The sequence below is a fragment of the Pseudomonas sp. JZ114 genome, from assembly GCF_051027705.1.
GTDB lineage: Bacteria > Pseudomonadota > Gammaproteobacteria > Pseudomonadales > Pseudomonadaceae > Chryseomonas > Chryseomonas luteola.
The window spans coordinates 3,438,690-3,464,439 of the sequence record NZ_CP069256.1 but is presented as its reverse complement, the minus strand read 5'-3'; the positions used below and the strand labels follow the sequence as shown (position 1 = coordinate 3,464,439).

The 25,750-nt window shown below is 57.6% G+C and carries 19 protein-coding genes and 1 pseudogene; 7 read left to right on the top strand and 13 right to left on the bottom strand.

The genetic code is table 11. The features are described 5' to 3' along the window. Window positions 1-149: 149 nt before the first annotated feature. A complete protein-coding gene (locus tag JQR90_RS16355) occupies window positions 150-632 on the bottom strand; it encodes a GNAT family N-acetyltransferase (RefSeq protein ID WP_037030491.1) in 483 nt (160 codons plus the stop codon). A gap of 122 nt (window positions 633-754) precedes the next feature. Here JQR90_RS16355 and JQR90_RS16350 point away from each other — a divergent pair, with 122 nt between their 5' ends. Beyond that, the gene (locus JQR90_RS16350) at window positions 755-937 is read left to right on the top strand and encodes a hypothetical protein (protein ID WP_010795736.1); all 183 of its coding nucleotides are present in this window, start codon (window positions 755-757) and stop codon (window positions 935-937) included. Here the strand turns inward: JQR90_RS16350 and JQR90_RS16345 are convergent, their stop codons facing one another. The 5 genes from JQR90_RS16345 to JQR90_RS16325 form a co-directional block, all read right to left on the bottom strand. Then, window positions 938-1,591 (bottom strand): HAD family hydrolase, encoded by a 654-nt coding sequence (locus JQR90_RS16345; RefSeq protein WP_010795735.1) that lies wholly within the window; start codon window positions 1,589-1,591, stop codon window positions 938-940. Window positions 1,592-1,657: 66 nt separating this feature from the next. After that, the gene (locus JQR90_RS16340) at window positions 1,658-3,703 is read right to left on the bottom strand and encodes a M13 family metallopeptidase (protein ID WP_010795734.1); all 2,046 of its coding nucleotides are present in this window, start codon (window positions 3,701-3,703) and stop codon (window positions 1,658-1,660) included. A 231-nt stretch (window positions 3,704-3,934) separates the two neighbouring features. Next, the gene (locus JQR90_RS16335) at window positions 3,935-5,824 is read right to left on the bottom strand and encodes a pyruvate kinase (protein WP_010795733.1); all 1,890 of its coding nucleotides are present in this window, start codon (window positions 5,822-5,824) and stop codon (window positions 3,935-3,937) included. A gap of 456 nt (window positions 5,825-6,280) precedes the next feature. Further along, entirely contained in the window at window positions 6,281-7,987 is a 1,707-nt protein-coding gene (locus JQR90_RS16330) for a peptidoglycan D,D-transpeptidase FtsI family protein (protein WP_010795732.1), read from the bottom strand. 215 nt (window positions 7,988-8,202) lie between these two features. Continuing rightward, window positions 8,203-10,083, bottom strand: a complete 1,881-nt coding sequence (locus JQR90_RS16325) for a sigma-54-dependent Fis family transcriptional regulator (RefSeq protein ID WP_010795731.1) — start codon at window positions 10,081-10,083, stop codon at window positions 8,203-8,205. A gap of 309 nt (window positions 10,084-10,392) precedes the next feature. Here JQR90_RS16325 and exaC point away from each other — a divergent pair, with 309 nt between their 5' ends. Then, window positions 10,393-11,913 (top strand): acetaldehyde dehydrogenase ExaC, encoded by a 1,521-nt coding sequence (gene exaC, locus JQR90_RS16320; protein WP_019366011.1) that lies wholly within the window; start codon window positions 10,393-10,395, stop codon window positions 11,911-11,913. Window positions 11,914-12,119: 206 nt separating this feature from the next. Continuing rightward, the gene (gene adhP / locus JQR90_RS16315; protein WP_010795729.1) at window positions 12,120-13,151 is read left to right on the top strand and encodes an alcohol dehydrogenase AdhP; all 1,032 of its coding nucleotides are present in this window, start codon (window positions 12,120-12,122) and stop codon (window positions 13,149-13,151) included. A gap of 46 nt (window positions 13,152-13,197) precedes the next feature. On the opposite strand, the gene JQR90_RS16310 is transcribed toward adhP, so the two are convergent. After that, window positions 13,198-13,824, bottom strand: coding sequence for a LysE family translocator (locus JQR90_RS16310; RefSeq protein ID WP_434140134.1), 627 nt, complete (start codon window positions 13,822-13,824; stop codon window positions 13,198-13,200). A gap of 138 nt (window positions 13,825-13,962) precedes the next feature. Between JQR90_RS16310 and JQR90_RS16305 the strand changes: the two genes are divergently transcribed. Beyond that, window positions 13,963-15,366 carry an FAD-binding oxidoreductase gene (locus JQR90_RS16305; RefSeq protein ID WP_434140133.1) on the top strand — a complete coding sequence of 468 codons (1,404 nt, stop codon included), beginning with the start codon at window positions 13,963-13,965 and terminating at the stop codon, window positions 15,364-15,366. 134 nt (window positions 15,367-15,500) lie between these two features. Here the strand turns inward: JQR90_RS16305 and JQR90_RS16300 are convergent, their stop codons facing one another. Next, on the bottom strand, window positions 15,501-16,238 hold the full coding sequence (locus tag JQR90_RS16300) for an SDR family oxidoreductase (RefSeq protein ID WP_434140132.1): 738 nt from the start codon (window positions 16,236-16,238) through the stop codon (window positions 15,501-15,503). A 132-nt stretch (window positions 16,239-16,370) separates the two neighbouring features. On the opposite strand from JQR90_RS16300, the gene JQR90_RS16295 reads away from it, so the two are divergent. After that, entirely contained in the window at window positions 16,371-17,279 is a 909-nt protein-coding gene (locus JQR90_RS16295) for a LysR family transcriptional regulator (RefSeq protein WP_434140131.1), read from the top strand. A gap of 14 nt (window positions 17,280-17,293) precedes the next feature. Here JQR90_RS16295 and JQR90_RS16290 read toward each other — a convergent pair whose 3' ends face one another. Beyond that, on the bottom strand, window positions 17,294-17,797 hold the full coding sequence (locus tag JQR90_RS16290) for a GNAT family N-acetyltransferase (protein ID WP_286787831.1): 504 nt from the start codon (window positions 17,795-17,797) through the stop codon (window positions 17,294-17,296). 237 nt (window positions 17,798-18,034) lie between these two features. On the opposite strand from JQR90_RS16290, the pseudogene JQR90_RS16285 reads away from it, so the two are divergent. Both JQR90_RS16285 and JQR90_RS16280 read left to right on the top strand, forming a co-directional pair. Next, a pseudogene (locus JQR90_RS16285) lies at window positions 18,035-18,751 on the top strand (MCP four helix bundle domain-containing protein); the annotation flags it as partial. 39 nt (window positions 18,752-18,790) lie between these two features. Further along, the gene (locus tag JQR90_RS16280; RefSeq protein ID WP_349681643.1) at window positions 18,791-19,654 is read left to right on the top strand and encodes a methyl-accepting chemotaxis protein; all 864 of its coding nucleotides are present in this window, start codon (window positions 18,791-18,793) and stop codon (window positions 19,652-19,654) included. Between the two features lie 86 nt (window positions 19,655-19,740). Here the strand turns inward: JQR90_RS16280 and JQR90_RS16275 are convergent, their stop codons facing one another. The 4 genes from JQR90_RS16275 to hglS all read right to left on the bottom strand — a co-directional run bounded on the left by JQR90_RS16275 (window position 19,741) and on the right by hglS (window position 25,635). After that, window positions 19,741-21,360, bottom strand: a complete 1,620-nt coding sequence (locus tag JQR90_RS16275; protein ID WP_434134897.1) for a glucan biosynthesis protein D — start codon at window positions 21,358-21,360, stop codon at window positions 19,741-19,743. 269 nt (window positions 21,361-21,629) lie between these two features. Beyond that, window positions 21,630-22,268, bottom strand: a complete 639-nt coding sequence (locus JQR90_RS16270; protein WP_074822161.1) for a 7-cyano-7-deazaguanine/7-aminomethyl-7-deazaguanine transporter — start codon at window positions 22,266-22,268, stop codon at window positions 21,630-21,632. A gap of 174 nt (window positions 22,269-22,442) precedes the next feature. Next, the gene (locus tag JQR90_RS16265) at window positions 22,443-24,074 is read right to left on the bottom strand and encodes a methyl-accepting chemotaxis protein (protein ID WP_434134895.1); all 1,632 of its coding nucleotides are present in this window, start codon (window positions 24,072-24,074) and stop codon (window positions 22,443-22,445) included. Window positions 24,075-24,249: 175 nt separating this feature from the next. After that, window positions 24,250-25,635: a 2-oxoadipate dioxygenase/decarboxylase HglS gene (hglS, locus tag JQR90_RS16260; RefSeq protein ID WP_434140130.1), complete on the bottom strand. Its 1,386-nt coding sequence runs from the start codon at window positions 25,633-25,635 to the stop codon at window positions 24,250-24,252. Window positions 25,636-25,750: the final 115 nt, after the last annotated feature.

Here is a 25,750-nt window from a genome sequence, read left to right as displayed (position 1 = left end):
AGGCGTAATCTATTTACATCGGAGCAGCGCACGGAAGCGCTCATGGTAGATCAAGGACCCGATATGACCGCCAGGATGGCAGCTTGACAGGATGTCGAGCATGGTCAACGAAACCCCGCTACGGCGGGGTTTTTCCGTTTCACCGCTGTTTAGCAGTCTATTCTCCGGGTCAGTCGACGTTCCAGACCGACGCGTCCTTTATACGTCCTGCCCTCATCGATCCATCCTTCTTTTAAATAGAGCCCCAGCGCTGATTCATTGTGGGCGTCTACTGCTAGTTGAATATGCCGGATATCGGGCCACTGCCTGCAGACCAGCTCGGGAAGCGCCCGCAGGCAGGCTTTGCCCAGCCCTCGGCCCTGTGCGCGAGCCGCGATTTGCAAGGCATGGAGCGAGCAGGCATCGGCGCTGACCCACTGGGGAGACAGGGGAGGCCGCTTGAGTAGAAGCAGACCTGCCGGCAGGCCTGCTTCCAACAGGGTGAACCCTTGTACATGCCGAGGTGACTGCTCCTCAAGACTCATCAGTGCAGCCTCAGGCGTGCCTGGAAAGGCTATCTGCTCAGGGTGTAATTCAAGGCTGAGCAGCGCCTGGCGCTGGGCATCGTCAAGGGCGGTAATGGCTTCAATCAAAAGAGGGTCATCATTTCGTCGGACCTTTGAACCGTTAATGACCACTATCAATCCTGTCGATTTCTCAAGGTATCAATCACAGCGTACTGTGAAGCCTGGCTTAAGAGTAGATAGAGGTCCTTATGCCCATTGTTCAAATCATGTCAGTAGTAGGCAGTGCCGTACCTGCTGCGCTTCGGGAGGCCGGTTTTATGGTCTGCTGGTATCTGGTACGCAATGGCGAGCGCATCAGTGGTCCGTTCACCACGCGTCAGGAGGCACAAGTGCAAATGAGCACCTTGGCCGAGTTGCATACCGTCGCCTGATCAGGAGGTTCGTTTCAGCATTTCCCAGAGCCTGGGGTCGTTGAAGTCTGCTATTGCCAGATCGGCGCCGGCTGCCAGCAGTTCATCGGCTGTCAGTGTTGAGGTAATACCGACCGTAACGATTCCTGCTGCCTTGGCTGCCGTCAGGCCGGGAATAGAATCCTCGAAAACCAGCGCCTGCCGGGGCTGGATCTCCAGCGTATTCAACGCAGTGGTATAGGGAAGGGGATCCGGCTTCGAACGTTCCAGCTCTTCACCCAGCACGACCAGGGGAAAGCGGTTTTCCAGTCCAAGCGCCTTGAGCATGTGGTGGACATTGGCACGCGGGGCATTGGTCACGATCGCGTGTTTCCATCCCTGTTGGTCCGCGTAGCTCAACAACGTTTCAAGGCCAGCGGTGGGCTCGAGTGTGTTGGCTAACTCACGCAGCAAGGCTTCCTTTTCGTTTGCAATCACTGTGTGCTCATCGGGCGTCTTGTCTGGATAGAGGTCTTTACAAACTGCGTCGTTGGCGCGACCCGAAATGTGACGCCTGAAGTCTTCTTCACTCAAGTTGCGTCCCTCGCGGGCCAGAAGTTGCTTCCAGGCCTGGTAATGAACCGGATCGGTATCAGTCAGGGTTCCGTCGAGATCGAATATCAGTGTATTGAGCATCAGCATGTCCTAAATGGCTCCAAGGGTGAGCCTGAAAGGATTCAGGCTCACCGGGAGGGGAGGGGCTTACCAGATCTTGATGCGCTTGTCCGGGGGCAGGTACATCTGGTCGTCTGGCTTGACGTCATAGGCCTCGTAGAAACCAGGCACGTTACTCAGCACCCCATTGGTGCGGTATTGCGCCGGTGAGTGCGGGTCGGTTTTCAGACGATTGAGCAGGTTCTGTTGTGTGTACTTGGTGCACCAGACCTGCGCCCATCCGGTAAAGAAGCGCTGTTCGGCCGTCATGCCGTCAATGACAGGGGCAGGTTTGCCGTTCAATGACAGGTGATACGCCGAGTAGGAGATCGTTACGCCACCCAGGTCGGCAATATTTTCACCCAGGGTAAAGCGGCCATTGATGTGATAGCCCGGTACCGGCTCATAGGCCGAGTACTGTTCAGCCAGCGCTGTCGCACGCTTTGCGAAGCGCTCGCGGTCTGTCTTGGTCCACCATTCTCGCAGATTACCGTCGCCATCGAACTGCGAGCCCTGATCATCGAAACCATGACTGATTTCGTGGCCGATGACTGCACCGATACCACCGTAATTGACAGCATCTTCTGCCTGCATGTTGAAGAAGGGCGGTTGCAGGATGGCGGCCGGGAAGACGATCTCGTTACGCAGCGGGTTGTAATAGGCGTTGACTGTTTGTGGCGTCATGGCCCACTCATCTGGATCGACCGGCTTGCCGAGTTTGGCAAGGCTGCGTTGATACTCGAATGTCTGGGCCCGCTGCAGGTTGCCGATCAGGTCATCCGGGGCGATGTGCAAGGATGAGTAGTCACGCCACTGGTTGGGGTACCCGATCTTGTAGGTGAACTTCGCCAGCTTGGCCTTGGCTGCCTGGCGGGTGTCTTCGCTCATCCAGTCCAGCTTATCCATAGCCTGCCCATAGGCGGCGATGAGGTTGCGCACCAGCGCCTCCATGCGGGCCTTGTTTTCCGGCGGAAAATGACGCGCGACATATTCCTTGCCCAGAGCTTCACCCAGGCTGCCTTCAACCGCACTTACGCCACGCTTCCACCGTGGACGCTGCTCCTTGGCGCCGTTCAGGGTCTGCTGGAAGAATGCGAAATCCTCCTGGGCATAGGCGTGCGGTAGTGCCTGGGCATAGGCATGCAGGACGTGCCACTTGAGATAGGTTTTCCAGGTGGAGAGCGGTGTAGACGTCAACAGCTTGCCAAGCCCCGTGATGTAGCTGGGCTGTTCAACAATGATCGGGTGTTGATCGACAAAGCCGGTCTCCTTCAGGTACGACGGCCAGTCGATGGCACGGGTCAGCGTACGCAGTTGGGTGGGCTCATAGGCATTGTAGGTCTTGATGGGGTCGCGGTTGTCGACCTTGTCCCACTGGGCCAGGGCGATCTGCTTTTCCAATGCAGCCACTTTGCGGGCACTACCGGCAGGGTCAGGGAGGTTGGCCAGGTCCAACATGCGCTGCACGTGCGAAACGAAGCCGGAGCGGATCTCGGCGAATGACGTGTCATCGATCAGGTAGTAATCCCGGTCGGGCAGGCTGAGACCGGACTGGGCAATCTCGGCTACGTATCGCTTGGAGTCCTTAGCATCCTGAGTGACATAGGGTTCGAGCGGAACATCGATACCCAGCCGCTGGAGGCGGGCCATTGTGATGAGCAGCGAGCGACGATCATGAATGGAGTCGATAGCATCGAACGCACCCTGCAAGGGTTTGAGCCCCTGCGCCTCAATGGCGGCTTCATTCATGAAGGAGGCATATAGGTCGCCGATTTTCTGCTCGTCGCTGCCAGTAGCCTTGTCGGGCTTGGCGGCCAGCGCCTCGATGATGGCGTGCAGCTGTTTCTCGGTGGTATCGGCAATGGCATGGAAGGCGCCGTAGCTGGTCTTGTCGGCCGGGATAGGTGTGTTTTTCAACCATTGACCGTTAATGGCGTTGAAAAAATCATCCTGAGGCCGGACGCCGGGATCGAAGTTCTCCTTCTTGATGCCGGACTGCAGCGTGTTGGCAGGGGTTTGGGGCTGGACAAATTCCGATTTACCGCAGGCGCTCAACGCCAGTACACAAACGGCGCCGGCAAAGATATGTCTCATGGGATCTCCATTGGGATTAGCGGTCACGCACGTGACTATAACGGGCTCGCTTATGGCGAGGCCAACGGCTTTGCAAGGGCGGGGCCAGGCACTGCCGAGGGCGTATCACTCCCGTTATGTCTGCGGTGAACGTACCAGAAGCACGCGGCTCTGGCACTGTTTTGGGCTATGGAACATCCCTTGTAGAGCGCCTGGCTGCAAAATGGTGCCCGCTATCGGCACGGTAAGGTGTCACTCCGGGCAGCTGGCCGCCAGAGTAGGTTGCTGCGCTACCTGAAGTTTTCGCAGGAGATCCCGCTTCTTGGAGTGATGCGCCTGCATGCGTGCCAGCAGATCATGCAGAGTATGGACGGCCTTCAGAATGTGCGGACCCTTGTTCAGCATCACGCATTCGGCCCGTACGCCCATGGCGGCATCCGTAATCTCGGCCCGCGACGGCGCGCCTTTCTTGGCCAGGGTTTCCAATACCTGGGTCGCCCAGATCACCGGCACATGGGCCGCTTCGCACAGACAAAGTATTTCTTCCTGAAGCTCAGCCAGTCGTTCGAAGCCGCTTTCTACCGCCAGATCGCCCCGCGCGATCATGACGCCGAAACGCGGAAGGTTCATGCCTGCAAAGAGCAGCGCCGGCAGGTTCTCGAAGCCTCGACGTGTCTCGATCTTGAGCACGACGCCCAGCTCATGGGCGTTCAGTCGATCAATGTGATGGAGCAGGGTCCTGACGTCATCTGCCGTGTTAACGAAAGAGAACTCGACCACGTCGGCATGCTCGGCTGCGAACGCCAGGGCTTCGATGTCATGGGGCGTAAGCGCATCGAGACGCAGATGACTGTCCGGAAAGTTGATGCCTTTGTCGCTCTTGAGCTTGCCACCCCCAGGCGCGTGGGTGATACGGATACGCAGCGTCTCGCTCTGCACCGAATCAATGATTCCGCCAATCTTGCCATCGTCGAACCAGACTGGCTCGCCAGCCCGTACATCCTCGAAGATTTCCGGCAGCGTGCAGCCGATGGACGCTGGGGTCAGGACTTCTCCGAAACTGTCGTAGGTTGCCGGATGCCCGGTATGTTGATCCTTGGTCAGAATCAGCACATCGCCCTCCACCAGCTTGATGGCCTGCTCTTGAGCCGGGAAGGGCGCAATGCGTGTCTCGCGTTTCCGGCCTTTCCTGTCTTTGATCGAGAGGGCTGTGTTCGGCGTCAGGTAGGCGGTCTTGTAGAGTTCGCCCCAGCACCCTTCGCGGGAGATATCAACGATCTCGATCTGCCGCTTCGAGCCGCGGGCATCGTGAAGGATTATCTGTGTATGTGGCTGGAGATTCGATAACCAGTCCGCTGCCACCGGCAGGCTGGCATCTGCCTGGGTCGGTGGAGCTTGAGGGTTTTCTCTGGCGGTCAGCCAGAGGCGGGCTGGCTTGACTGCTCGACCGAAATCATCGCGGGTCGGCTTGACGCGTATCACGGCCGGGCCTGCGTTGATTTGCCCGGTGCGCAGCTTGGGACCCGCAAGGTCCATCATGACGCGGCAAGGCTTGCCAAGGGCCTTTTCCGCTCGGCGTGCATGTTCAATCATCTGTTGCCAGGTCTTGGCGTCGTCATGAGCACAGTTGATGCGCATGCTGTCCATGCCGGCCGCCAGCAAATCATGCACAAGCGAGTAGTCCTGTGCGGCCTCGCTGGGCATGGTCACCATGATTCGGACTCCACGCCCGACAGGCGTTGCGCCAAACAGAGCCTCGGTGTGCTCATGCAGCAGCTGCTCGCCCCGGTCCATGCCCAGCGGCTCATAGGGAGGGGGCGCGTTCTTGCTGCCGGAGAGCTTTTGCAGGATTTCAATAAGGGTGGTGATTGCAACCAGGATGTACGCTTCCGAGCGCCCCAGCGACGACAGTCCCAGCCGTGCCAGGCGTGCCTGTAGCGGCCGGATGTCATGACGGCGTAGCGCCAGATAGTTAAGTAGGTTATGTGCGCTCTCGGTATAGCTCTGGTGCACATGCTCCGCCAGGATGGGTGCGTCACAGGCCGCCGTGATCATCTCGTCACGCAGCGCGATCAGTTCGGACAGGGCCGCTTCGATATCGGCCGGTATCAGTGCGCCTGGGGGAAGTGTCCTGGTGTTCAAATGATAACCTCAACAGTCAAAGTCCGGATGGCAACAGGCGTCATTACGTCGCGTCGGCCGAGCTAAGCACAGGTATGTGACGTTGGTATGTAGGGGTGCCCTTATGGGGACAGGCGAAGGTTTAGAAAGAACCAGACTGTGGGTGTTCTGCAGGATAGCGGACGCTTTGTTTCATGAGATTACGGTAATGGCATATCTGCTCAGAAAGCTATCTATGTAGGCAAAGGCTTACAAGAAGTGACTGTGATTGACGCTAGGGAAGAAGGCGGCGGTGGCGTAATCTTCTTACCCATGGAATGCAGCGCAGGACGCGCTCATGAGCCTCAAGGATGAAAGACCCGCCAGGATGGCACTCGATAAGGATATCGAGCGGTCAGCAAAAACCCCGCCTAGGCGGGGTTTTTTCGTTGGGCCGGAAAAAGGATCTCCTCGAAATCCTCTCCGGCAAGCCCTCACTCACGTATGGGAGTGAGGGGCTGGTGTTTCACTCTGGGCGGTATTGGTAGGCGGCAGGTTGTCGGGCGGAATGGCCAGCGCGCGCAGCGCACCTGACATGATTTGGCTGAACACCGGTGCCGAAACCAGACCGCCGTAGTAGCCGATCTTGGTCGGGGAGTCCATCATCACGGCCAGTACCAGCTTGGGATCGCTGGCGGGCGCCATGCCTACGAACATCGAACGATAGGCATGCTCCTTGTAGCCGCCGCCCCCGGAGCGACGGGCAGTACCACTTTTCCCTGCCACCTGATAGCCCGGCACCCGGGCGCGCACGACACCGCTAGGATCTTCCACTACCTCCTTGAGCATCATGCGAATCCGATGCGCCACCTGTGGGTCCATCGCAGGCACCAGTTGTTGTGGGTTATCGCGCAGCAGCGAGAGTGGGGCAAGCTTTCCGTCATTGGCAAAGACCGTATAGGCCTGGGCCAGCTCGGCGGTATTGACGGCTAGACTATAGCCATAGGACATGCTGGCTGTGGCGATTCTGGACCATTTCACATGGTTGGGCAGATAACCTGCGTTTTCACCCGGGAAACCCAGAGACAGGGGCGAGCCAAAGCCGACCCGGGCCAGCTGCTCAAGGATAGGTTTGGGACCGACTTCCAAGGCAACCTTGCTCATGCCGATGTTCGACGAGTTGATCAGCACGCCGGTCATGGTCAGGATGTCCCGACGTGCTACGTCGCGAATCGTGTGGCCGTCGATGACAAACCAGCCCGGCGCCACACTCACCTGGGTATTTTCGTTGAATTTTCCCGTGGCCAGCGCTGCTGACATGCTGAACGGCTTGATAACCGAGCCGGGTTCGAACACATCGGTTAGCGCGCGGTTACGCATGAAAGTCGGGTTGATGGATGCCCGGTTGTTCGGGTTATAAGACGGAAAGTTCGCCATGGCCAGGATCTGACCATTCTTGGGGTTGACCAGTACGGCCGAGCCGGACAGGGCACCAAACTTGGTTACTGCCTCCTGCAGGGCGCGATAGGCCTCGAACTGCAGACGCAAGTCGATGGACAGGGCAATATCCTGGCTGGGCTTGGGCTGTTTGTCGACCTTGATGTTCTTGACGATGGAGCCGCGCGGGTTGATCAGCACCTCGCGAACGCCTGCTTTCCCGCTGAGCCACTCGTTGTAGCCCAGCTCCACGCCTTCCTGGCCTTCGCCATCCAGATTCACCAGACCAATCAACTGGGCTGTCAGGTCGGAGGTAGGGTAATAGCGCTTGTACTCCTTGAGCTGGTGCACGCCCTTGATATCGAGCGCCATGATGTCCTCGCCTTCGATGGGAGACAGGCCACGGGCCAGGTAAAGGAAATGCTTTTCCGAGCGGGCCTTGATATAGGACACAAGCTCGCCGGCGGGACGATGCAGTGCCGCTGCCAGCGCAGGCACCCGGTCCATGCTCTCCTTCATTTCCGAAGGGTTGCACCAGATCGTCGACACTTCGGTTGAGACGGCCAGGGGGGAGCCATTGCGGTCGGTAATCAGGCCGCGGGTAACGGGGATGGGGATATGACGAACGCTGCGTCGTTCGCCCTGATCGATCAGGAACTCACTGTCATGAACTCGGAGATAGACCAGCCTGGACGCGACGGCCAGAGTAAGCAGGAACAAAAAAAATAACACCGCATGAAAACGGTAGCGGTTTGAAAATCCATTCATGGTCTTGGCAACTTGACGTGTTCAATGCCTGGGCAGGCCATCTTCAGGCCTGCTGGCCCGATGAGGCGAGAAAGCGCGGATAGTACCGTAAAGGTGCCAGTAGTTGGCGATGGGTTTCGCATCAGCGTAGGCATCTTTCGATCTCGAAGGCGCGACACGACCAATGGTCATTCCGCCAAACCACCGGTCTTGAGCGGCTCCCGCAAGCGGGATCGCTAGCGTCTGGGTGTAATGCCGTGCTTGTGCAGCTTCCGGTAAAGCGTGTTTCGGCTTATGCCAAGGCGTTCGGCCGTGCGTGTCATCTGCCAATGTTCCTGCTCCAGTATCAGGAGCAGAGCGGTCTTTTCGGCATCTTCCAGAGGCGCATCCAGCGTCAGGGCGGGCAGGCTCGCTGGGCTGGAAATCTCCTGCGGCAGATCACCCCTGCGAATCACCCCATCCTCACACAAGGCCACCAGGGTTCGCAGGACATTGCGCAACTGACGAACATTGCCTGGCCATTGATACCCAAGCAGGGCCTGGCGAGCCTCGGCGTCCAGGTGCAGGCTCTGGCCCTGCGCCTCTTCAAGCAGCAAGTGATTGAGCAGCGCGGCCTTGTCGAGCCGCTCACGTACCGGCGGCAGGCTCACCACCAGACCGTTGAGCCGGTAGTACAAATCCTCTCGAAAGCTGCCGTCGCCTACCCGTATCCTGAGATCGCGGTGGGTGGCGCTAATGATGCGGATGTCAATCGTCTGCGGTTGTCCGCCCAGCGGAACGACCTGCCGTTCCTCCAGTACGCGCAGCAGGCGGGTCTGCAACATCAGGGGCATATCGCCGATCTCGTCGAGAAACAGGGTGCCGCCGTGGGCTTCGAGTAGCTTGCCACGCATGCCTTCCTTACGCGCACCGGTAAACGTGCCACCGGCGTAGCCGAACAACTCGCTTTCGATAAGTGATTCCGGGATCGCCGCGCAGTTAAGAGCAATAAAAGGCTTACTGGCGCGCGAACCGGCCAGATGCAGGGCTTTGGCGAAGGCCTCCTTGCCGGTCCCCGTCTCACCGGTGAGCAGCACCGGAACATCGCGCTCCATGACCTTGCGGGCGCGCTCGAACTCCCGCGCAAGGGCAGGATCTTCGAGGCACAGCGCTGGACGCGGCGGGGTACGGACAGGCACGGAATGAACAAGCTTGTGCGGCGCTCGCAGCTGCCCATAGAAGCGTGTTCCCTCAGTGCTGTACAGCGGCCAGCAATGTGTAGGATGCGGTTGTGCACGATCAAGTAACGAAGCAAGGGGAAGCTCGACGAGCGCCTCCACGGGTTGCCCCAGAAGGGCCGGTCGCGTCGTGCTCAGGAGGTTCAGCGCGCTTTCGTTGATGGCGCTGATTCGGCCAGACTCATCAAACGCCAGCAAGCCTTCACTCAGCAGCCCGACGTAATCCGGCTGGGTATGGAAGCGCAGCAGATAACTGTCCTCGCATTGACGCAGGAAATAGCAGCTTTCGATGAGCTTGGCCGACAGGTTGACCAGCGCTATGGTGTGAAACTGGCTCTGCCGGGAAACGGTGCGCCGCGCCGAGGACACATCCAGTACGGCCAAAAGGTCTCCGGCAGGGTCGAATACCGGGCTGGCGGAGCATGTTAGGATGGTGTGGCGATTGCGGAAGTGCTCATCCTGATGAATCGTCAGTGCATGCCGTTCGACCGCGCAGGTGCCGATGCCATTGGTGCCCTCGCAGGATTCGCTCCAGTCTGCTCCCAACCACAGGCCTGCTCGCTGAAAGGTGTCTCGTTCGGCCTCGTGGGTGATGCAATCGAGAATAAGGCCGCTGGCATCGGTAAGCAGGACGGCATGACCGGCACCCGCGAGCTGCTGATGCAGGCGATTCATCTCGCCATGGGCGATTTCCAGTACCCGTTGCGAGCGCTCGCGCTGCTCAAGGATACGAGGGTGCTCGAGTACGCTGGGCGAGGTGGCAGTGGACGGATCCAGGCGGTGCTGTTCGAGACAGCGGCGCCACGAACGGGCAATGGCTGGATCGGTGTCGGCCTGGCCCAGACCATGACCAACGGCAAGCACCTGACGCGTGTGACGACTCATGGGTGTGGCAGTCATTCTTATTGTGCTCCGCAAGGTGAATTCCGGGTCCTTGATTCACAGGAACCCTCCGATTCAGCGAAGTGCGTAATAGCGCCTATGCTTGATCAGGCGCAGGTTAAATGCAATGCAGATCATCGACTGTGTCAGAAGTGGTACAGCCTGTCACGCCTGCTGTCCTGGCGCTGACACACGATGTGACACCTGCCGGTTCGTGCCGGACAGCCGAAGCCGCCTGCGGCGCACATTTGCCACAGTTGGCCCAGGCCTTGCTATTTCTCAGGTATTACCGGTCCTCATAACAAACACAACATCGGGAGAACCACCATGCGTTACGCAGCCCCTGGCAGCCAAGGTGCTCTGATCACCCTGCAATCCCGTTACGGCAATTACATCGGCGGCGAATTCGTACCGCCGGTCAAGGGCCAATATTTCACCAATACCTCGCCGGTCAATGGCTCTGTCATTGGCGAGTTTCCCCGTTCCTCTGCTGAAGATATCGAAAAAGCGTTGGATGCTGCCCATGCGGCGGCAGATGCCTGGGGCAAGACGTCAGTACAGGCGCGCTCGTTGACCCTACTCAAGATTGCCGACCGCATCGAGCAGAATCTGGAAAAACTGGCCATTGCCGAAACCTGGGACAACGGCAAGGCCGTGCGTGAAACCCTTAATGCCGACGTGCCGCTGGCTGCCGATCATTTCCGCTACTTTGCAGGTTGTATCCGGGCTCAGGAGGGGACGGCGGCCGAAATCGACCAGCATACGGCGGCGTATCACTTCCATGAGCCGCTCGGCGTGGTAGGGCAGATCATTCCCTGGAACTTCCCGCTTCTGATGGCTGCCTGGAAGCTGGCACCTGCGCTGGCTGCAGGTAACTGTGTGGTGCTCAAACCGGCCGAGCAGACGCCGCTCTCCATTACGCTCTTCGTTGAGATGATTGGCGACCTGCTGCCACCCGGTGTGATCAATATCGTGCAGGGCTACGGCAAGGAGGCGGGGGAAGCCCTGGCGACTAGCACACGCATCGCCAAGATTGCCTTTACCGGCTCGACGCCGGTGGGCTCGCACATCCTCAAGTGCGCAGCGGCCAATATCATTCCAAGTACGGTCGAGTTGGGAGGCAAGTCACCCAACATCTATTTCGACGACATCATGGGTGCGGAGCAAAGCTTTATTGAAAAGGCGGCCGAAGGGCTGGTGCTTGGCTTCTTCAACCAGGGAGAGGTGTGTACCTGTCCATCCCGCGCCCTGGTGCAGGAATCTATCTATGAGCCGTTCATGGCGGAAGTCATGAAAAAGGTTGCGCAGATCAAGCGCGGTGATCCGTTGGACACCGACACCATGGTCGGCGCCCAAGCCTCTCAGCAGCAGTTCGAAAAGATAGTTTCGTACCTGGAAATCGCGCGTGGCGAAGGGGCCGAATTTTTGACTGGCGGCGCTGTGGAAACCCTGCAGGGCGACCTGGCCAATGGGTATTACATCCAGCCGACCCTGCTCAAGGGCCACAACAAGATGCGGGTATTCCAGGAAGAGATCTTCGGGCCGGTCATCGGCGTGACCACGTTCAAGGACGAGGCCGAAGCGCTTGCCATTGCCAACGATACCGAGTTTGGCCTGGGCGCGGGGGTCTGGACGCGGGATATCAATCGCGCGTATCGCATGGGTCGCGGCATCAAGGCCGGGCGTGTGTGGACCAACTGCTATCACCTCTATCCTGCCCATGCGGCATTCGGTGGCTACAAGAAGTCCGGCATCGGTCGCGAGACCCACAAGATGATGCTGGATCATTATCAGCAGACCAAGAACCTGCTGATCAGCTACGACACGAATCCGCTGGGTTTCTTCTAGGCCCGTCATGGGGGCCGGTGAATCCTCATCGGCCCCTGGGACTGCGGCGTATCTACTCCTGTGAAGGCTCAACCTGAGCCTTCCTTGAGCCAGGTCATCATTTCTGTGCCTTGTTTGCTCCAGGCTTGCAGTATGGAGCGCCGGAACGATTGACCTGTATTTGCCAGCACGACTCCATACGTCATGTATCCATGAGGGATCACGTCATGCCTAAAACAATGAAAGCTGCCGTCGTTCGTGAGTTTGGTAAACCGCTGGAAATCGAGGAGGTGGATGTCCCTACCCCAGGCGCAGGACAGGTCTTGGTGAAGATCGAAGCCTCCGGGGTGTGCCATACCGACCTGCATGCCGCCGAAGGCGATTGGCCGGTCAAACCCAATCCGCCCTTCATCCCGGGGCATGAAGGGGTTGGGTATGTGGTCGGGGTGGGTGCTGGCGTCACCCATGTGAAGGAGGGGGATCGGGTCGGTATCCCATGGTTGTACTCCGCCTGTGGTCATTGCGAACACTGCCTCGGGGGCTGGGAAACACTGTGCGAGGATCAGAAGAACACGGGCTACTCGGTCAATGGCGGCTTTGCCGAATATGCCCTGGCTGATGCCGGCTATGTGGGACGGCTGCCGGATAATGTGGGCTTTGTGGAAATTGCGCCGGTGTTGTGTGCCGGGGTGACCGTTTACAAAGGACTCAAGATGACCGAAACCAAGCCCGGGCAGTGGGTAGTGATCTCCGGAATTGGTGGCCTTGGACACATGGCCGTGCAGTATGCCAAGGCCATGGGCATGAATGTGGCCGCAGTCGATGTAGACGATAAGAAACTGGAACTGGCGCGCCGGCTGGGGGCCGAGGTTACGGTCAACTGCCGTGAGCTGGACCCGGCGGGGTATCTGAAAAAGGAGATCGGCGGTGCCCACGGTGCCCTGGTCACGGCTGTCTCGCCCAAGGCATTCGAGCAGGCTATCGGCATGACCCGTCGTGGTGGCACCATTGCCCTGAACGGGCTTCCGCCGGGAGAGTTTCCGCTATCGATCTTCGACATGGTCCTCAACGGCACGACCGTTCGCGGCTCCATTGTCGGGACGCGGCTGGATTTGCAGGAAGCCCTGGAGTTTGCCGGTGAGGGCAAGGTCAAGGCGACGGTTGCAGCCGAACCCCTCGAAAACATCAACGATATCTTTTCCCGGATGCACGAAGGTAAGATCGAAGGACGTATCGTGATCGATATGAGCCTTTCATGATCGGGCCGATTATCCGCCCGCCGTGTGCAGTCGGGCGGATAACGGCTTAACGTTCCGCTGCCATCTTGACGGCCAGCCCCGCCAACACCGTACCCATCAGCCAGCGCTGGACCACCAGCCATAGCGGCCGATCCGTCAGGAAGGCCGCTATCGAGCCTGCCGTAAAGGCGATCAATCCGTTCACGGTTACGCTGATCAGAATCTGCGTCGCGCCCAGGAGCAGGGACTGGGTCAACACGCTGCCCTGTGCAGGGGAAATGAACTGCGGCAGCAACGACAGGTAGATTACGGCAATCTTGGGATTGAGCAGGTTGGTCACAAAGCCCATAGCGAAGAGTTTGTGTGGACTGTCCTTGGGTAGATCCCTGACCTGAAACGGAGACCGTCCGCCGGGTTTCACGGCCTGCCAGGCCAGATATAGCAGATACAGCGCACCGCCTATCCGCAGCGCATCGTAGGCGAAGGGCACCGCCATCAGCAGAGCAGTGATTCCAAGGGCTGCACAGACCATGTAGAACGCAAAGCCCAGGGCCACGCCGCCAAGGGAAATCATGCCAGCCGTTCGGCCCTGGCAGATGGAGCGGGAAATCAGATAGACCATGTTTGGTCCGGGCGTCAGCGCCATGCCCAGGGTGATAGCCGCAAAGGCGAGCAGGTGTGAAAGTTCAGGCATGACGACTCCGTTCAAGACATTGTTTCTAGGCTATCTATATATCATCGGAAAACGTTCAATGGATTGAATAATAAGCCAGCAGGAAAGGGCTAAGCTTAGAGCACTCGCTATATACAACAAGAACAAGGTGAAAGGCCCATGAATGCGCAACAACCCTTTCTCTCTCCATTATCTGCTGTTATTGAGGAGATTCAGGCATTTCTCGGTGAGCGGATCGTAACCAGTCTCGCGGAGCGTGAGCAGCATGGTCATGGCGAGTCCTACCATGCGACCCGGATGCCTGATGCCGTCTGCTATGCACATAGCACCGAAGAAGTCTCCCGCATCGTCAAGGTCTGCGCCCACTACGGCGTACCCATCGTTCCCTTTGGGGGCGGCACCTCGCTGGAAGGGCATGTCTGTGCGCTCAAGGGTGGCATCTGTATAGACCTTAGTCGCATGCAGCGCATCCTGGCGGTTCGCCCGGGCGATCTGGATGCCACGGTTGAAGCCGGAGTGACGCGCCAGCAGCTCAATACCGAACTGCGGGCCACGGGACTCTTCTTTCCCATCGATCCGGGCGGAGAAAGCACCCTGGGCGGCATGGCGGCAACACGTGCCTCCGGGACCAATGCCGTACGCTACGGGACCATGCGGGAGAATGTCCTGTCGCTGACCGTGGTGTTGGCCGATGGCCAGATCATCAAGACGGCCAACCGTGCCCGCAAGTCCTCGGCGGGTTATGACCTGACGCGGCTGTTTGTGGGCTCGGAAGGTACGCTGGGGATCATCACCGAAGTGACCTTAAGGCTCTATGGCATTCCGGAAACCACGTCCGCTGCGGTATGTACCTTTCCCGATGTAGAGAGCGCTGTGACCTCGGTGGTAACGATCATCCAGTACGGTATTCCTGTCGCCCGGGTCGAGCTGCTGGATGCGCGGACTATCATGGCTGTGAACCGCTATTCAAAGATGACGCTGGATGAGCGGCCCACCTTGTTCTTCGAATTTCACGGCTCACCGGCAGGCGTTGCCGAACAGGTAGAGCTGACCCAATCAATCACCGAGGGCAACGGGGCGCTGAGCTTTGTCGCTGCGGCCGATGCCGACTCGCGTAACGCGCTCTGGAAGGCCCGCCACAATGTACACTACGCCATGCAGGCCATGCGGCCGAATGGACGGGTATGGAGTACCGACGTGTGCGTGCCTATCTCGCAGCTGACGCCCTGTATTACGGAAACTGAAAAAGACGTGCTGGCCGCCTCGTTCTTTATCGCGATGGTTGGACATGTGGGGGATGGTAATTTTCACTTGGGGCTGGTGGTCGATCCGTCCAGTGAAGCCGAACTGGCGGAGGCCGAAGCGCTCAATGAGCGGCTGGTGCGCCGCGCCATCGCCCTGGACGGGACCGCCACGGGCGAGCATGGCGTAGGGTCGGGCAAGATCAAGTTCATGACGCTTGAGCATGGCGCCGCAGTGAACACCATGCGCACCCTCAAAATGGCGCTGGACCCCCAGGGAATTCTCAACCCAGGGAAGGTGCTCCCGGACGCCGATGTCTGACGCCTCGGCAAGCAGGCCCGCCTGGAAATAACAGCGGGCCAGCTTTACATACCTTTTTATAGATCGGATCTTTGTATACCCCAGGAAAGACGCATGGTGTACTTTCTGGGACAGAGCAGGGGCGGACGATAGGATCAGGCGAACCCGCCATTGGCGCGGATGACTTGCGCGTTGATCCAGCTGCCTGCAGGGCTTGCCAGAAACGCCACCACCTCGGCGATGTCCTCAGACGTTCCGAGGCGCTCAAGCGGTGTAGCCTGTTCGATCTGCCGGATCTGCTCCTCACTTTTGTCATTGAGAAAGAGCTCGGTTGCCACCGGGCCGGGCGCAATGGCATTGACGGTGATGTCCTGACCGCGCAATTCATTAGCCAATACTCTGACCAAACCTTCAACGCCAGCCTTTGTGGCGATATAAGGGCCGTATGTGGGCAGCGATTTGGCGATCACGCTGCTGGATAGCGCAATGATCCGGCCGCCACGCTCTACCTGTTGCGCCGCCTGGCTCAACACCAGAAACGTGCCGCGCAGGTTGACGGCCATCATTCGGTCAAACGCCTCCAGATCACCTGCCGAAACAGGAGTATTGGTCATGATACCGGCGCTGTTCACGACTATATCGATCCGTCCGTAGGCTTCCTTGGCCGCCTTGAACAGGGTCTGCACATCTTCCAGGGTGGCAACGTCGCCTCTGACCGCGAGGGCACTACCTCCCAATGACTCTATTTCAGCCACCAAAGCCTCTGCAGGGCCTCGGCTGTGGGCGTATTGAATGGCAACGGAAAAGCCTGCCTGGGCGAGACGTTTGGCAATGGCGTGTCCGATACCACGCGAAGCGCCGGTAACAATGGCTGTACGGGATGAATGCGGCATGTCCGACTCCTAAAGGCAGGGCCGGAACGTCCAGCCCTTTCATGGCTGTCATTTTTTGCAATTCATTGGCATTGGATAAATGCACAGAACTTGGTAAGACCGTTCAACAGGCACCAACAATGGGCTGAAGCCATGGATAGATTCGAGTCGCTGCGGCTGTTTACCCGTATCGTCGAGCTGGGCAGCTTCACGCAGGCAGCCAATGCCCTAGGTATCCCCCGTGCTACGGCAACCCATGCGGTTAAGGAGTTGGAGAAGCGGTTAGGAACGCGCCTGCTGGAGCGTACCACCCGGCAGGTCCGCACAACGCTCGATGGTCAGGCCTACTACGAGCGATGCTCTCGTATTCTGGCGGATCTGGAAGAGGCTGAATCTTCCCTGAGTGCCATTGCGGCCAATCCGCGTGGCATGCTTCGCGTCGATCTGCACGGCAGTCATGCCACACGAATCATCCTTCCTCGAATCGCCGAATTCCGGCAGCGTTATCCAGACATTGAGTTATCCATCAGCAGCGGTGATCGGTTGGTGGATCTGGTGCGTGAAGGAATCGATTGTGTGGTGCGGGCAGGGCACCCTAGGGACTCAACGCTGATCGTAAAAAGGCTGGCGCTCATGCCCGAGGTGGTCTGTGCAAGCCCTGGCTACTTTGCCCGCTATGGTGTGCCAAAGCATCCAGATGAGTTGACCCGGCATCAGGCCGTCGGCTTCTTCGCCAGCAGCCACGACATTCGTTACCCCTTTACCTTTCAGGTTGAGGGGCAGGTTATCGAGTGCGATCTTGGCGGTTGGATCTCGGTCAACGATGCCGAATGCTATACCCGCGCAGCCCTGAGCGGTTGCGGTTTGATTCAGGTGCCTCGCTTTCGGGTGGAAAAATACCTGAAAGCGGGGCGGCTGAAGGCGGTTCTACAAGAGTTTGCTACGCCGGGCCTGCCGGTTTCATTGCTCTATCCCCAACACAGGCAGATATCGCCTCGAGTGAGAGTTTTTGTGGAGTGGCTGACTGACCTGTACCGCGACCGTTTTGACCCGATAATCTGAGCTGGCAGTTGGTTTTATTTGGCAGGATGGATTTCTTGCCAGAGGTGGACCTTGTTGACGAAGGCTTTGCCAATGGAGACCGCCATCGGCTCTACCCCGAACACCTCAAAACCGCAACGTTCATACAGGCGCAGTGCGGTGTGGTTGCCTTCCGTGACGGTAAGCTGTACCAGCCTGATGTCTTCGTGATGTCGGGCATGCTCCAGTACAGCTTGGATCAGATGAAAGCCGATGCCTTGACGGCCAAACCGCTGTGGAACGTACATGCCAAACAGAGTGGCCTTGTGCCTGATCTTTTCTCGAGTTTCGAAGGAAAGTCCTGCTACACCCAGCAGCTGATCCTTGTCGAATGCGCCAAATACCGCATCGCTTTCCAGCCGGGATCGCCACCAGTCCAACGGTAGCACCGCGCGCTCCGCCTCGCTGGAGGTAAAAGATTCCGGATGCAAGGCATAAGCCTCAAGCATCAGGGTGCGGTAACTGATTGCATGATCTGGACAAAGACGATGGATAACCATGATGAACGGTAATAAAAAGTAGTTTATTTAATTATAACCAGCTGCTTTTTTAAAGGCCTTAACAAGGTTTTCACATAGTGCTTGGTAATAAGCATTTTATTGACCCTTCATATTGAAAATTTATTCATGGTCCCTGATTTTTAGCCGATAAGTTTGTTTGCCAGAATTCTTTTTGCAGATTAAATATCTGCATCTTTATAGCCCTGCAGTTTGCCTTTTCAGGCAAAGGATGTGTGTATGCTAAGACGCATGAGAATCGCACAACGGACCGTATTATGTTTTGGTCTCATTATTATCCTGCTGTTTGGGCTTGGTGTCTTTTGCCTGCTCCAGATGGCGGAGATCAGAAAGTCCGGCGAGGTCATTCAGAACGAATCGTTACCCAGTCTGGCTTTAGGCGATGAGCTTGGCATTGCACTTGCCCGTTTGCGTACCACAGCACTGCAACTCTATGTATACGACCTGCCGGAAGAGCAAACCAAATATAAGGAGCGATTTTCCAAAATAACGGCTCAGGTCGAGCGCGTCATGGCAGATTACAACAAGGATGCCGATGCGCCGGAAGAAGTTAATGCCATGAAGACGCTAGGCGACTCTTATCAGGTTTATAAAGAAGCCATATATAAGGTTATCTCCCTGATGGAGGCTAAAAAGCCGGAAGAGGCGTTGAAAGTTCTTCGCAGTGTTTCTTCCTACGCAGACGTTATCAATGCGCAGATTGAAGTTCTGGCAAACCATAACCAGAAAGAAGCGCAAGGTGCAGGTAATAATGCCAACAATGCCTACACTCAGGCACGCACCATTGCCATTACAGCCATTACTTTGGCTGTCTTGTTTGGTGCACTGCTTGCCTGGTTTTTTAGCCGTAGCATCATTTTACCAATTCGTTCGGCGGTCAGCGTGGCCCAACAGATTGCGCAAAACGATCTTACGGGGCGTATCGATACCCAAGGTGTAGATGAAGCAGCTCAACTCCTTCAGTCCTTGAACCTCATGCAGGAAAACCTGCGTACAACATTGGGCGAAATCGAGGGTTCTGCCAACCAGCTTGCAGCTGCTGCGGAGGAAATGAGCAACATTACCCAGGAAAGCAAGCGGGATATTCAACAGCAAAACAGTGAACTGGATCTTGCAGCAACGGCCGTAACCGAGATGAGTGCGGCAGTGGATGAGGTAGCCTCCAATGCGGTGGCCACTTCAGAAGAGTCCAAAGCGTCCACCCGTACCGCCGAGCAGGGTCAGGCTCAACTCAGCGAAACCATTGAGTCGATCCAGTCCATGGTGAGCAACGTGCTGGGAGCTTCTCAGCGAGCGGAAGCGTTGGCTGCGCAAACGCAAAACATCAGCAAGGTTCTCGATGTTATTCGTGCTGTGGCTGAGCAGACCAACCTGCTGGCGCTTAACGCAGCGATCGAAGCTGCACGAGCTGGAGATGCCGGACGGGGCTTTGCAGTGGTTGCCGATGAAGTTCGCGCCCTGGCCCACCGGACCGGCGAGTCGACTCGCGAAATCGAGAGCATGATCGGCCAGATTCAGGTCGGTACGCGCGAAACCGTAAGTGCATTGCAAAGTAGTGCCGAGCAGGCAGGGGAGACTATGGATAAGGCGAGCGCTGCTGAACAGGCTCTGCACAGCATTACCTGTGCGGTCATGGGTATTAACGAGCGTAACCTGGTTATCGCAACTGCCGCTGAAGAACAGGCGCAGGTTGCCCGCGAGGTGGATCGCAATCTGGTGCGTATCCGCGACCTGTCCCAGCAGACAGCCTCTGGCGCAGAACAGACAGGCGTGGCCAGTCATGAATTGTCGCGTCTGGCAACGGACCTCAACGGCATGATCCGGCGGTTCGCTCTGTAACTCAGTCGCCTACCGGCTGTAACTTCTTTTCGCGCAATAAAAAGCGGCTCACAGGAGCCGCTTTTTTCATGCACTATTCCTACAGATCAAGGGTAGCGACGCTTCTCAGGCGCTGGCGGGAAGTATTGATACAGCCATGTTTCGCTGAGCGTTCGGTCGTTGGTGCGGATGAACAGGCGCATGTCTACCGGGTCCACGCTATCGCTGGTCGGATACCAGTCGAAGATCACACGATACCCTTTGATGTCCGGTATCCAGAGGACGTGGAAGTCTTTCAGCTCACCGCTCGAGACCTTGACGACGGGCTCGATTCCGGTGCCTTGAGGGAGGGTATCCAGGCCACCGCCCACGAAGTCCACCGCAAAGCGGCGGGCCCAGACGTCTGGATAGTGCTCACCCGGCGCCCACCCCTCTACGAAGCCGCCCATGCCGGAGCGCGTCGCATGAACCTGTGCCAGCGGTGTTCTAACCGGCGGCAGCGCGCTCCAGTAGAGCTTGTAGCCATAGCGCAGCTCTTTGCCCGCTGTGATAGGCACCTTGGGATTCCAGCAGGCCACGATGTTATCGAGCGTCTCGCCGGTTGTCGGGATTTCCAGTAGATCAATGCTGCCTTCACCCCATTCCGTAGTGGGCTCGACCCACAGGCTTGGGCGGCGGCTGTACCAGTCCACCGTATCTTGATAGCTGGAAAACTCATGGTCGCTCTGCACGAGACCAAAGCCCTTGGGGTTTTTGTCTTCGAATGCATTGAACTGAAGCTTGGCGGGGTTATTCAGCGGACGGCACACCCACTCGCCATTACCGCGCCACATGTAGAGGCGGTCGGAGTCGTGGATCTGCGGGTGGATGGTGTCGCACATGCGGCGCTCATGGGTGCCGCAGCTGAACATGCTCGTCATCGGCGCAATACCCAGCTGCTTGATTTCCTTGCGCGCATAGATATTAGCGTCGATTGCCATTACCACCTGCGTGGCGCGGCAGTCGATGTCGAAGCGATATGCACCGGTCGCGCTGGGCGAGTCGAGCAGGGCATAGACTACAAAGCGCGTGCTGTGCGGCTCGGGCGTCTCGAACCAGAACTTGGTGAAGTTCGGGAATTCCTCCACCGTATCCGAGAAGTTATTGATGGCAAGGCCACGGGCAGACAAGCCGTACTGCTTGGTATCGTCCACTGCACGGAAGTAGCTTGCCCCCAGGAACGAGACGATATCGTGCTGCGTCAGCTCGGGTGACTTGAACACCTTGAAACCGGCGAAGCCCAGGTCACCCTTGAGTTGTGACTGGTCGACGCCGCTGTTCTCGTACTTGAACATCTGAGGTCGGAAATGGATTTCCGTGGCCTGCTTTTTCTTTGGATCAACGCTATACATGCGGACCGGCTGTTTGAAGCCCATGCCAACATGGAAGAACTGAACATCGAGCTGGCCTTTCAGGTCATGCCATAGCGACTCGTTGGCATCGTACTGAATGGCGTTGAACTGCTGTGGCGTCATTTTTGCCAGCGTGGGCGGCAACTGCTGAGACGTATCCACATAGGCACTGGCTGCCATCTGCTTGGCCTGATTTTTCAGCAGATCGAACTCGAACGGTTCTACATCCTGGCTGGAGGCGCCAGACAGGGATTGAGCGGCGAATACGGTCGTCGAAGGAAGACCGGTATACGCGGCAAAGGCCAGTGAAGCTTTCAGAAGATCTCTGCGGTGCATACATGAACCTATGTGACTAAGGTGTCGTCAAGCGCTGTGGCAACGGGGCCGGCTCTGTCCGATAACAAAGACCTGTCTCGAATAATCCTCAACGCAGCGGCTGAGGGTAAGAGATGTTTGCGAACGAGAACAGTTCGATTCTGTTTCGGAAACTGTAAAACACCGCACAAAGCTGTCGATTTGGGTCTGGAATGCCTTTTCAGGGTGTTTCCAGGGTTGTTTCATCTGGCCTGATGGGGCAGACGAGACATAGTCCGACACGAATCCTGTCAGGCGCGGCGCAGCAGCATGCGTTCGATGGCGCTCAGCAGCACCCCATAGAGCGGCAGGAACAGGAGCAGGCTGACGCTGAGCTTGACGGTATAGTCGACCCAGGCAATCTCGACCCAATGCTCGGCCATGAAAGGGTTGTCGCTGTGCCAGAAGGCAATAGAGAAAAAGGCGAAGGTATCGAGCAGGTTGCCCAGGATCGTCGAGGCGGTAGGTGCTATCCACCATTGCTGCAGCTGGCGCAGACGATCAAAGACATGGATATCTACCAGCTGGCCCAGCACATAGGCAAAAAAGCTCGCCAATGAGATACGCAGTACAAAGGTATTGAATTGCGCCAAGGCTTCCAGGCCGCGGAATGCGCCTTCCTGGAACAGCACAGAAAGGATGTACGAGACGACCAGCGCCGGCACCATGACTCGGGCGATGACCTGGCGCGCCGGGCCTTTACCGAGAATCCGCACCGTCAAATCAGTGGCTAAGAAGATGAACGGAAAGCTAAATGCGCCCCAGGTTGTATGCCAGCCAAACAGGTTGAGCGGCAGCTGGACGAGGTAGTTACTTGCGATGATGATCAGGATATGAAAGCCAATCAGGCCGGCCAATGCCGAGCGCCTGACGGAAGAGGTCAGTTGCATGATGCATCCTTTTTAGTGGAATGGGGTGAGGGAACCCATGAAGTCGATCTGCTCTTGTGAGCAGGGCGCGCATTCTAAGCGCAGTGCCGGCTAAAACGTAGCGAAATTCATCGGGCGTTATTGACGCACCCAGGAAAAAGCCCACCAGGCGGTGGGCTTTTCAATACACAGCGCTTACAGGCGGAACTGCGCGACCTGCTTGTCCAATGACTGGGCCAGATGCTGAATGCTCGATGCATTGCGTGAGGCGCTTTCAATGGAATGGCTGTTGGTCTCTGCCATCTGCGCGATGCGCTCCACGCTGCGAGCTACATCCTGGCTGGCAGCAGATTGTTCACGCAGTGCCATGGAGATCTGATCAACCACGGAGATGATGCGATCCGAGCCACCGCGAATCTCGTCGATGGCCTGGCTGGCCGAGTGAGCCAGTTCCACACCCTGGTTCACCTGAGTCACGCCCACGTTCATGCTGCTGACTGCGTCCTGGGTGCTCGCCTGGATCTTCTTGATCATGTCGGCGATTTCCTGGGTTGACTTGCCGGTGCGCTGCGCCAGCAGGCGAACTTCATCGGCGACCACCGCAAAGCCGCGGCCCTGGTCACCTGCACGGGCGGCCTCGATGGCTGCGTTCAGAGCCAACAGGTTAGTCTGCTCGGCAATCTCGCTGATCACGTTCACGATGGAGGTGATCTGATCGGCGTGGCGGTCCAGCTCGGAAATCTGTTCAGCCGAGCTCTGCACCGTACCGGCGATCTGCGTCATGCTGTCCAGGGTTTGCTTGATGACATTGCCACCTTCGACGGAGCGCTTGCCGGAATCAGTAGAAATACCATGGGCCTCGTTCGCGCTGGTCGAAACGTGACTGATGCTGACGGTAAGCTCTTCCACGGTGGCTGCCATGGAGGATGCCGAGCTTGACTGGTCCCGTGCGGCGACAGCCAGTTGCTCCGAGGTGTTGGAGATATCGCGAGCGGCCGTCAGAAGCTGCTCGGCACCACCCTTGATCTCGGAAATCATTTCCCGCAGGCGCTGCTGCATGGCGTTGAAGGCCTTGAGCAAACTGCCAATTTCATCTTCGCCGGTGCTGCGGATCTGAGTATCCAGACGGCCAGCGGCAATGGCCTGAGCAACCTGAATGGCATCATTTAGACGGCGCTTGATGGATACGGATAGGCTGAAGGCAATGACTACGGCCGCTAGGGCAGCCAGGATTCCACCCCCGATAAGCGTCCAGATAGCAACCTGTTCGGCAGACTGCATGGCTTCATTACGCACGCCCAGCAGCTTGGACTCATCGTTGCTGAAGTCAGCGATGATCTTGCGCATCTTGTCCATCTTGGCCTTGTCCTGACGGTCGATGATGCGTTGCACCATGTCGTCCATGGAGGAGGCACCTTGTACGACTGCGCGGCGTAGCTGGATGGAACGCTCAATGTCTTCGCTCAGCCACTTCATTTGCGTGGCCTTGAGTTCATCCAGACGGGTTTGCTGGGTCGGGTTATCCGACGTCAGGTTTTTAAGCTTCGTCCAGGTTTGCTCAAACGCTGTTTTCCCTGCGTTGTAAGGTTCCAGAAAGTCGTCCTGACCGCTGAGGGCAAATCCACGCATACCCGTTTCGATGTTGGTCAGGCTAATCAACAGGTTGTTAGCCCCATCAATGGTCTGATAAGTATGAATGTTCCACTTGACCGAATTATCGACCTCGGTAAAGCCGTGGCGGGCTACATACACCAGGATGCAGATGATCGCGATGATAAGCCCAAAGCCTGCACCAAGCTTTTTGGCAATACTTAAATTGGACAGCATGGGACGCGCTCCGATAGGAGAAGGCAGTAAAGGTTTCACCCGCTCTGTATCGGTAAAAAAATGAAATATCTTTAGGCTGGACGCACCCTGCAGATAGGAACAATCCGACAGCCGCTCTAGCACGGCTCTTTAAAGCGCTCCGCTGGTAAGAAGAGCGCTTTGAACCTTGCGGACTTTAAGAAAGAGGTATTCCCAGCTGCTCTTCACAGCGCTTGAGCGAGCGCGCCTGGGTCTCGGCGTACAGGGCCAGCTCATCCAGTACCGACGCGCCCAGTGCCTGCTCGAAGCGGTCCTTACTGGACGCCTCGGCATACTGTGTCTGAGCCTGATCGCCCAGGTTGGACTGGAAAATACCGGCCGCGCTGACCGGCAGAAAGTCCTCATATACCAGCGGTTCATAGTGGATATAACCTGACTGGATCAGGGCATCCAGATCTCTTGGCCCATCCTGGGTAACCGCATCGCCCTTGTCGGTGACGAAGTAACGAAAATAGGCCAGCCCCTGCTTTCTCAAAGCCTCATAGCTGTCCGGCAGCTCGGCAAATATGTCGGTCAGTGCCTGCATGTATGCCTGAGCGTTGCTCTCGCTGGGAGCCTGGGTGCGGGCAATGTTCAGGAGCTTGTCGTAGAGCGCACGTCCCTTGGGCGTCAATGCAACACCACGCTGCTCGATCTCGCCAAAGCGGGCCGTGTGGCTACCAGCAACGGCATTGCCCTCTTCATCGATGAAGGTCACCTTTTCCTGCAATGCCTTGAAGCTTGTCTGGCGAAGCAGAACAGGGCAGCGGCGGGGGGGTGGTCCCTCGATGACCGTCTTGGGCGTAATCCCCCGTGACGGCATGTCTTGCTGGATGGCATCAATATCCAAGGTCCGGGGCGTCAGGTGATTAATGTGCGGCCCCTTGAACGCCACGATATCGGCAATCAGGCGATGCTGGTCGTGCAGCTGCTGATACACCTCGGCGCTGACTGTGGCCTCGCCGTGCCAACGGAAGGTTTCCAAGGCCTCATGCACGAAGGCATCGGCATCGCTTGCGCTCAGCCCGCCTTCGGTCTCGCAGCGGGCGATCAATTCCAGCGCACGTGATGTAAAGATAATGCGCTGCGCCAGAATCGCCGCGGCTTTCTGTTTGAGTGCTTCGTCCTCGATCAGCTCCAGACGGAGCAGAGAAGTAAACACGCGAAAGGGGCTTTTTTGCAGCGAAGCCTCGTGGACGGCCCGAAACGCGGTGGAGTGCACCGGCACGCCTGCTTCGGAAAGATCGTAATAACCCACCGGATACATGCCCATGACTGCGAACAGGCGCCGCAGCGTAGCCAGCTCCTGCGCCGTACCTACGCGGATAGCCCCATGGCGCTCCTGGTCCAGCCGCTCGATTTCACCCGTCTGGCGCAGCTGCTTTGCCAAGGTGGGATTGTTTGCCAGCGTACGCTGATTGATATCGCTCACCAGCTCCAGCAATGTCCCATACAGGGGCACTTCGGCCTTGTACATATCGGACATGGCGCGGGCGAACCGGGCGCGAATCTCATCGGGATCGACAAAAGCCTGCGTCGTCATGGCAAACCGCTCCTTAGATGGGCCGGACTATAGAGGTATCAGTCCATTCTGCTGGCCGCTTTCCTGCCTTACAAATGACAAAAATTCACCCGTTCATTCATAAAGGGAATCAGGC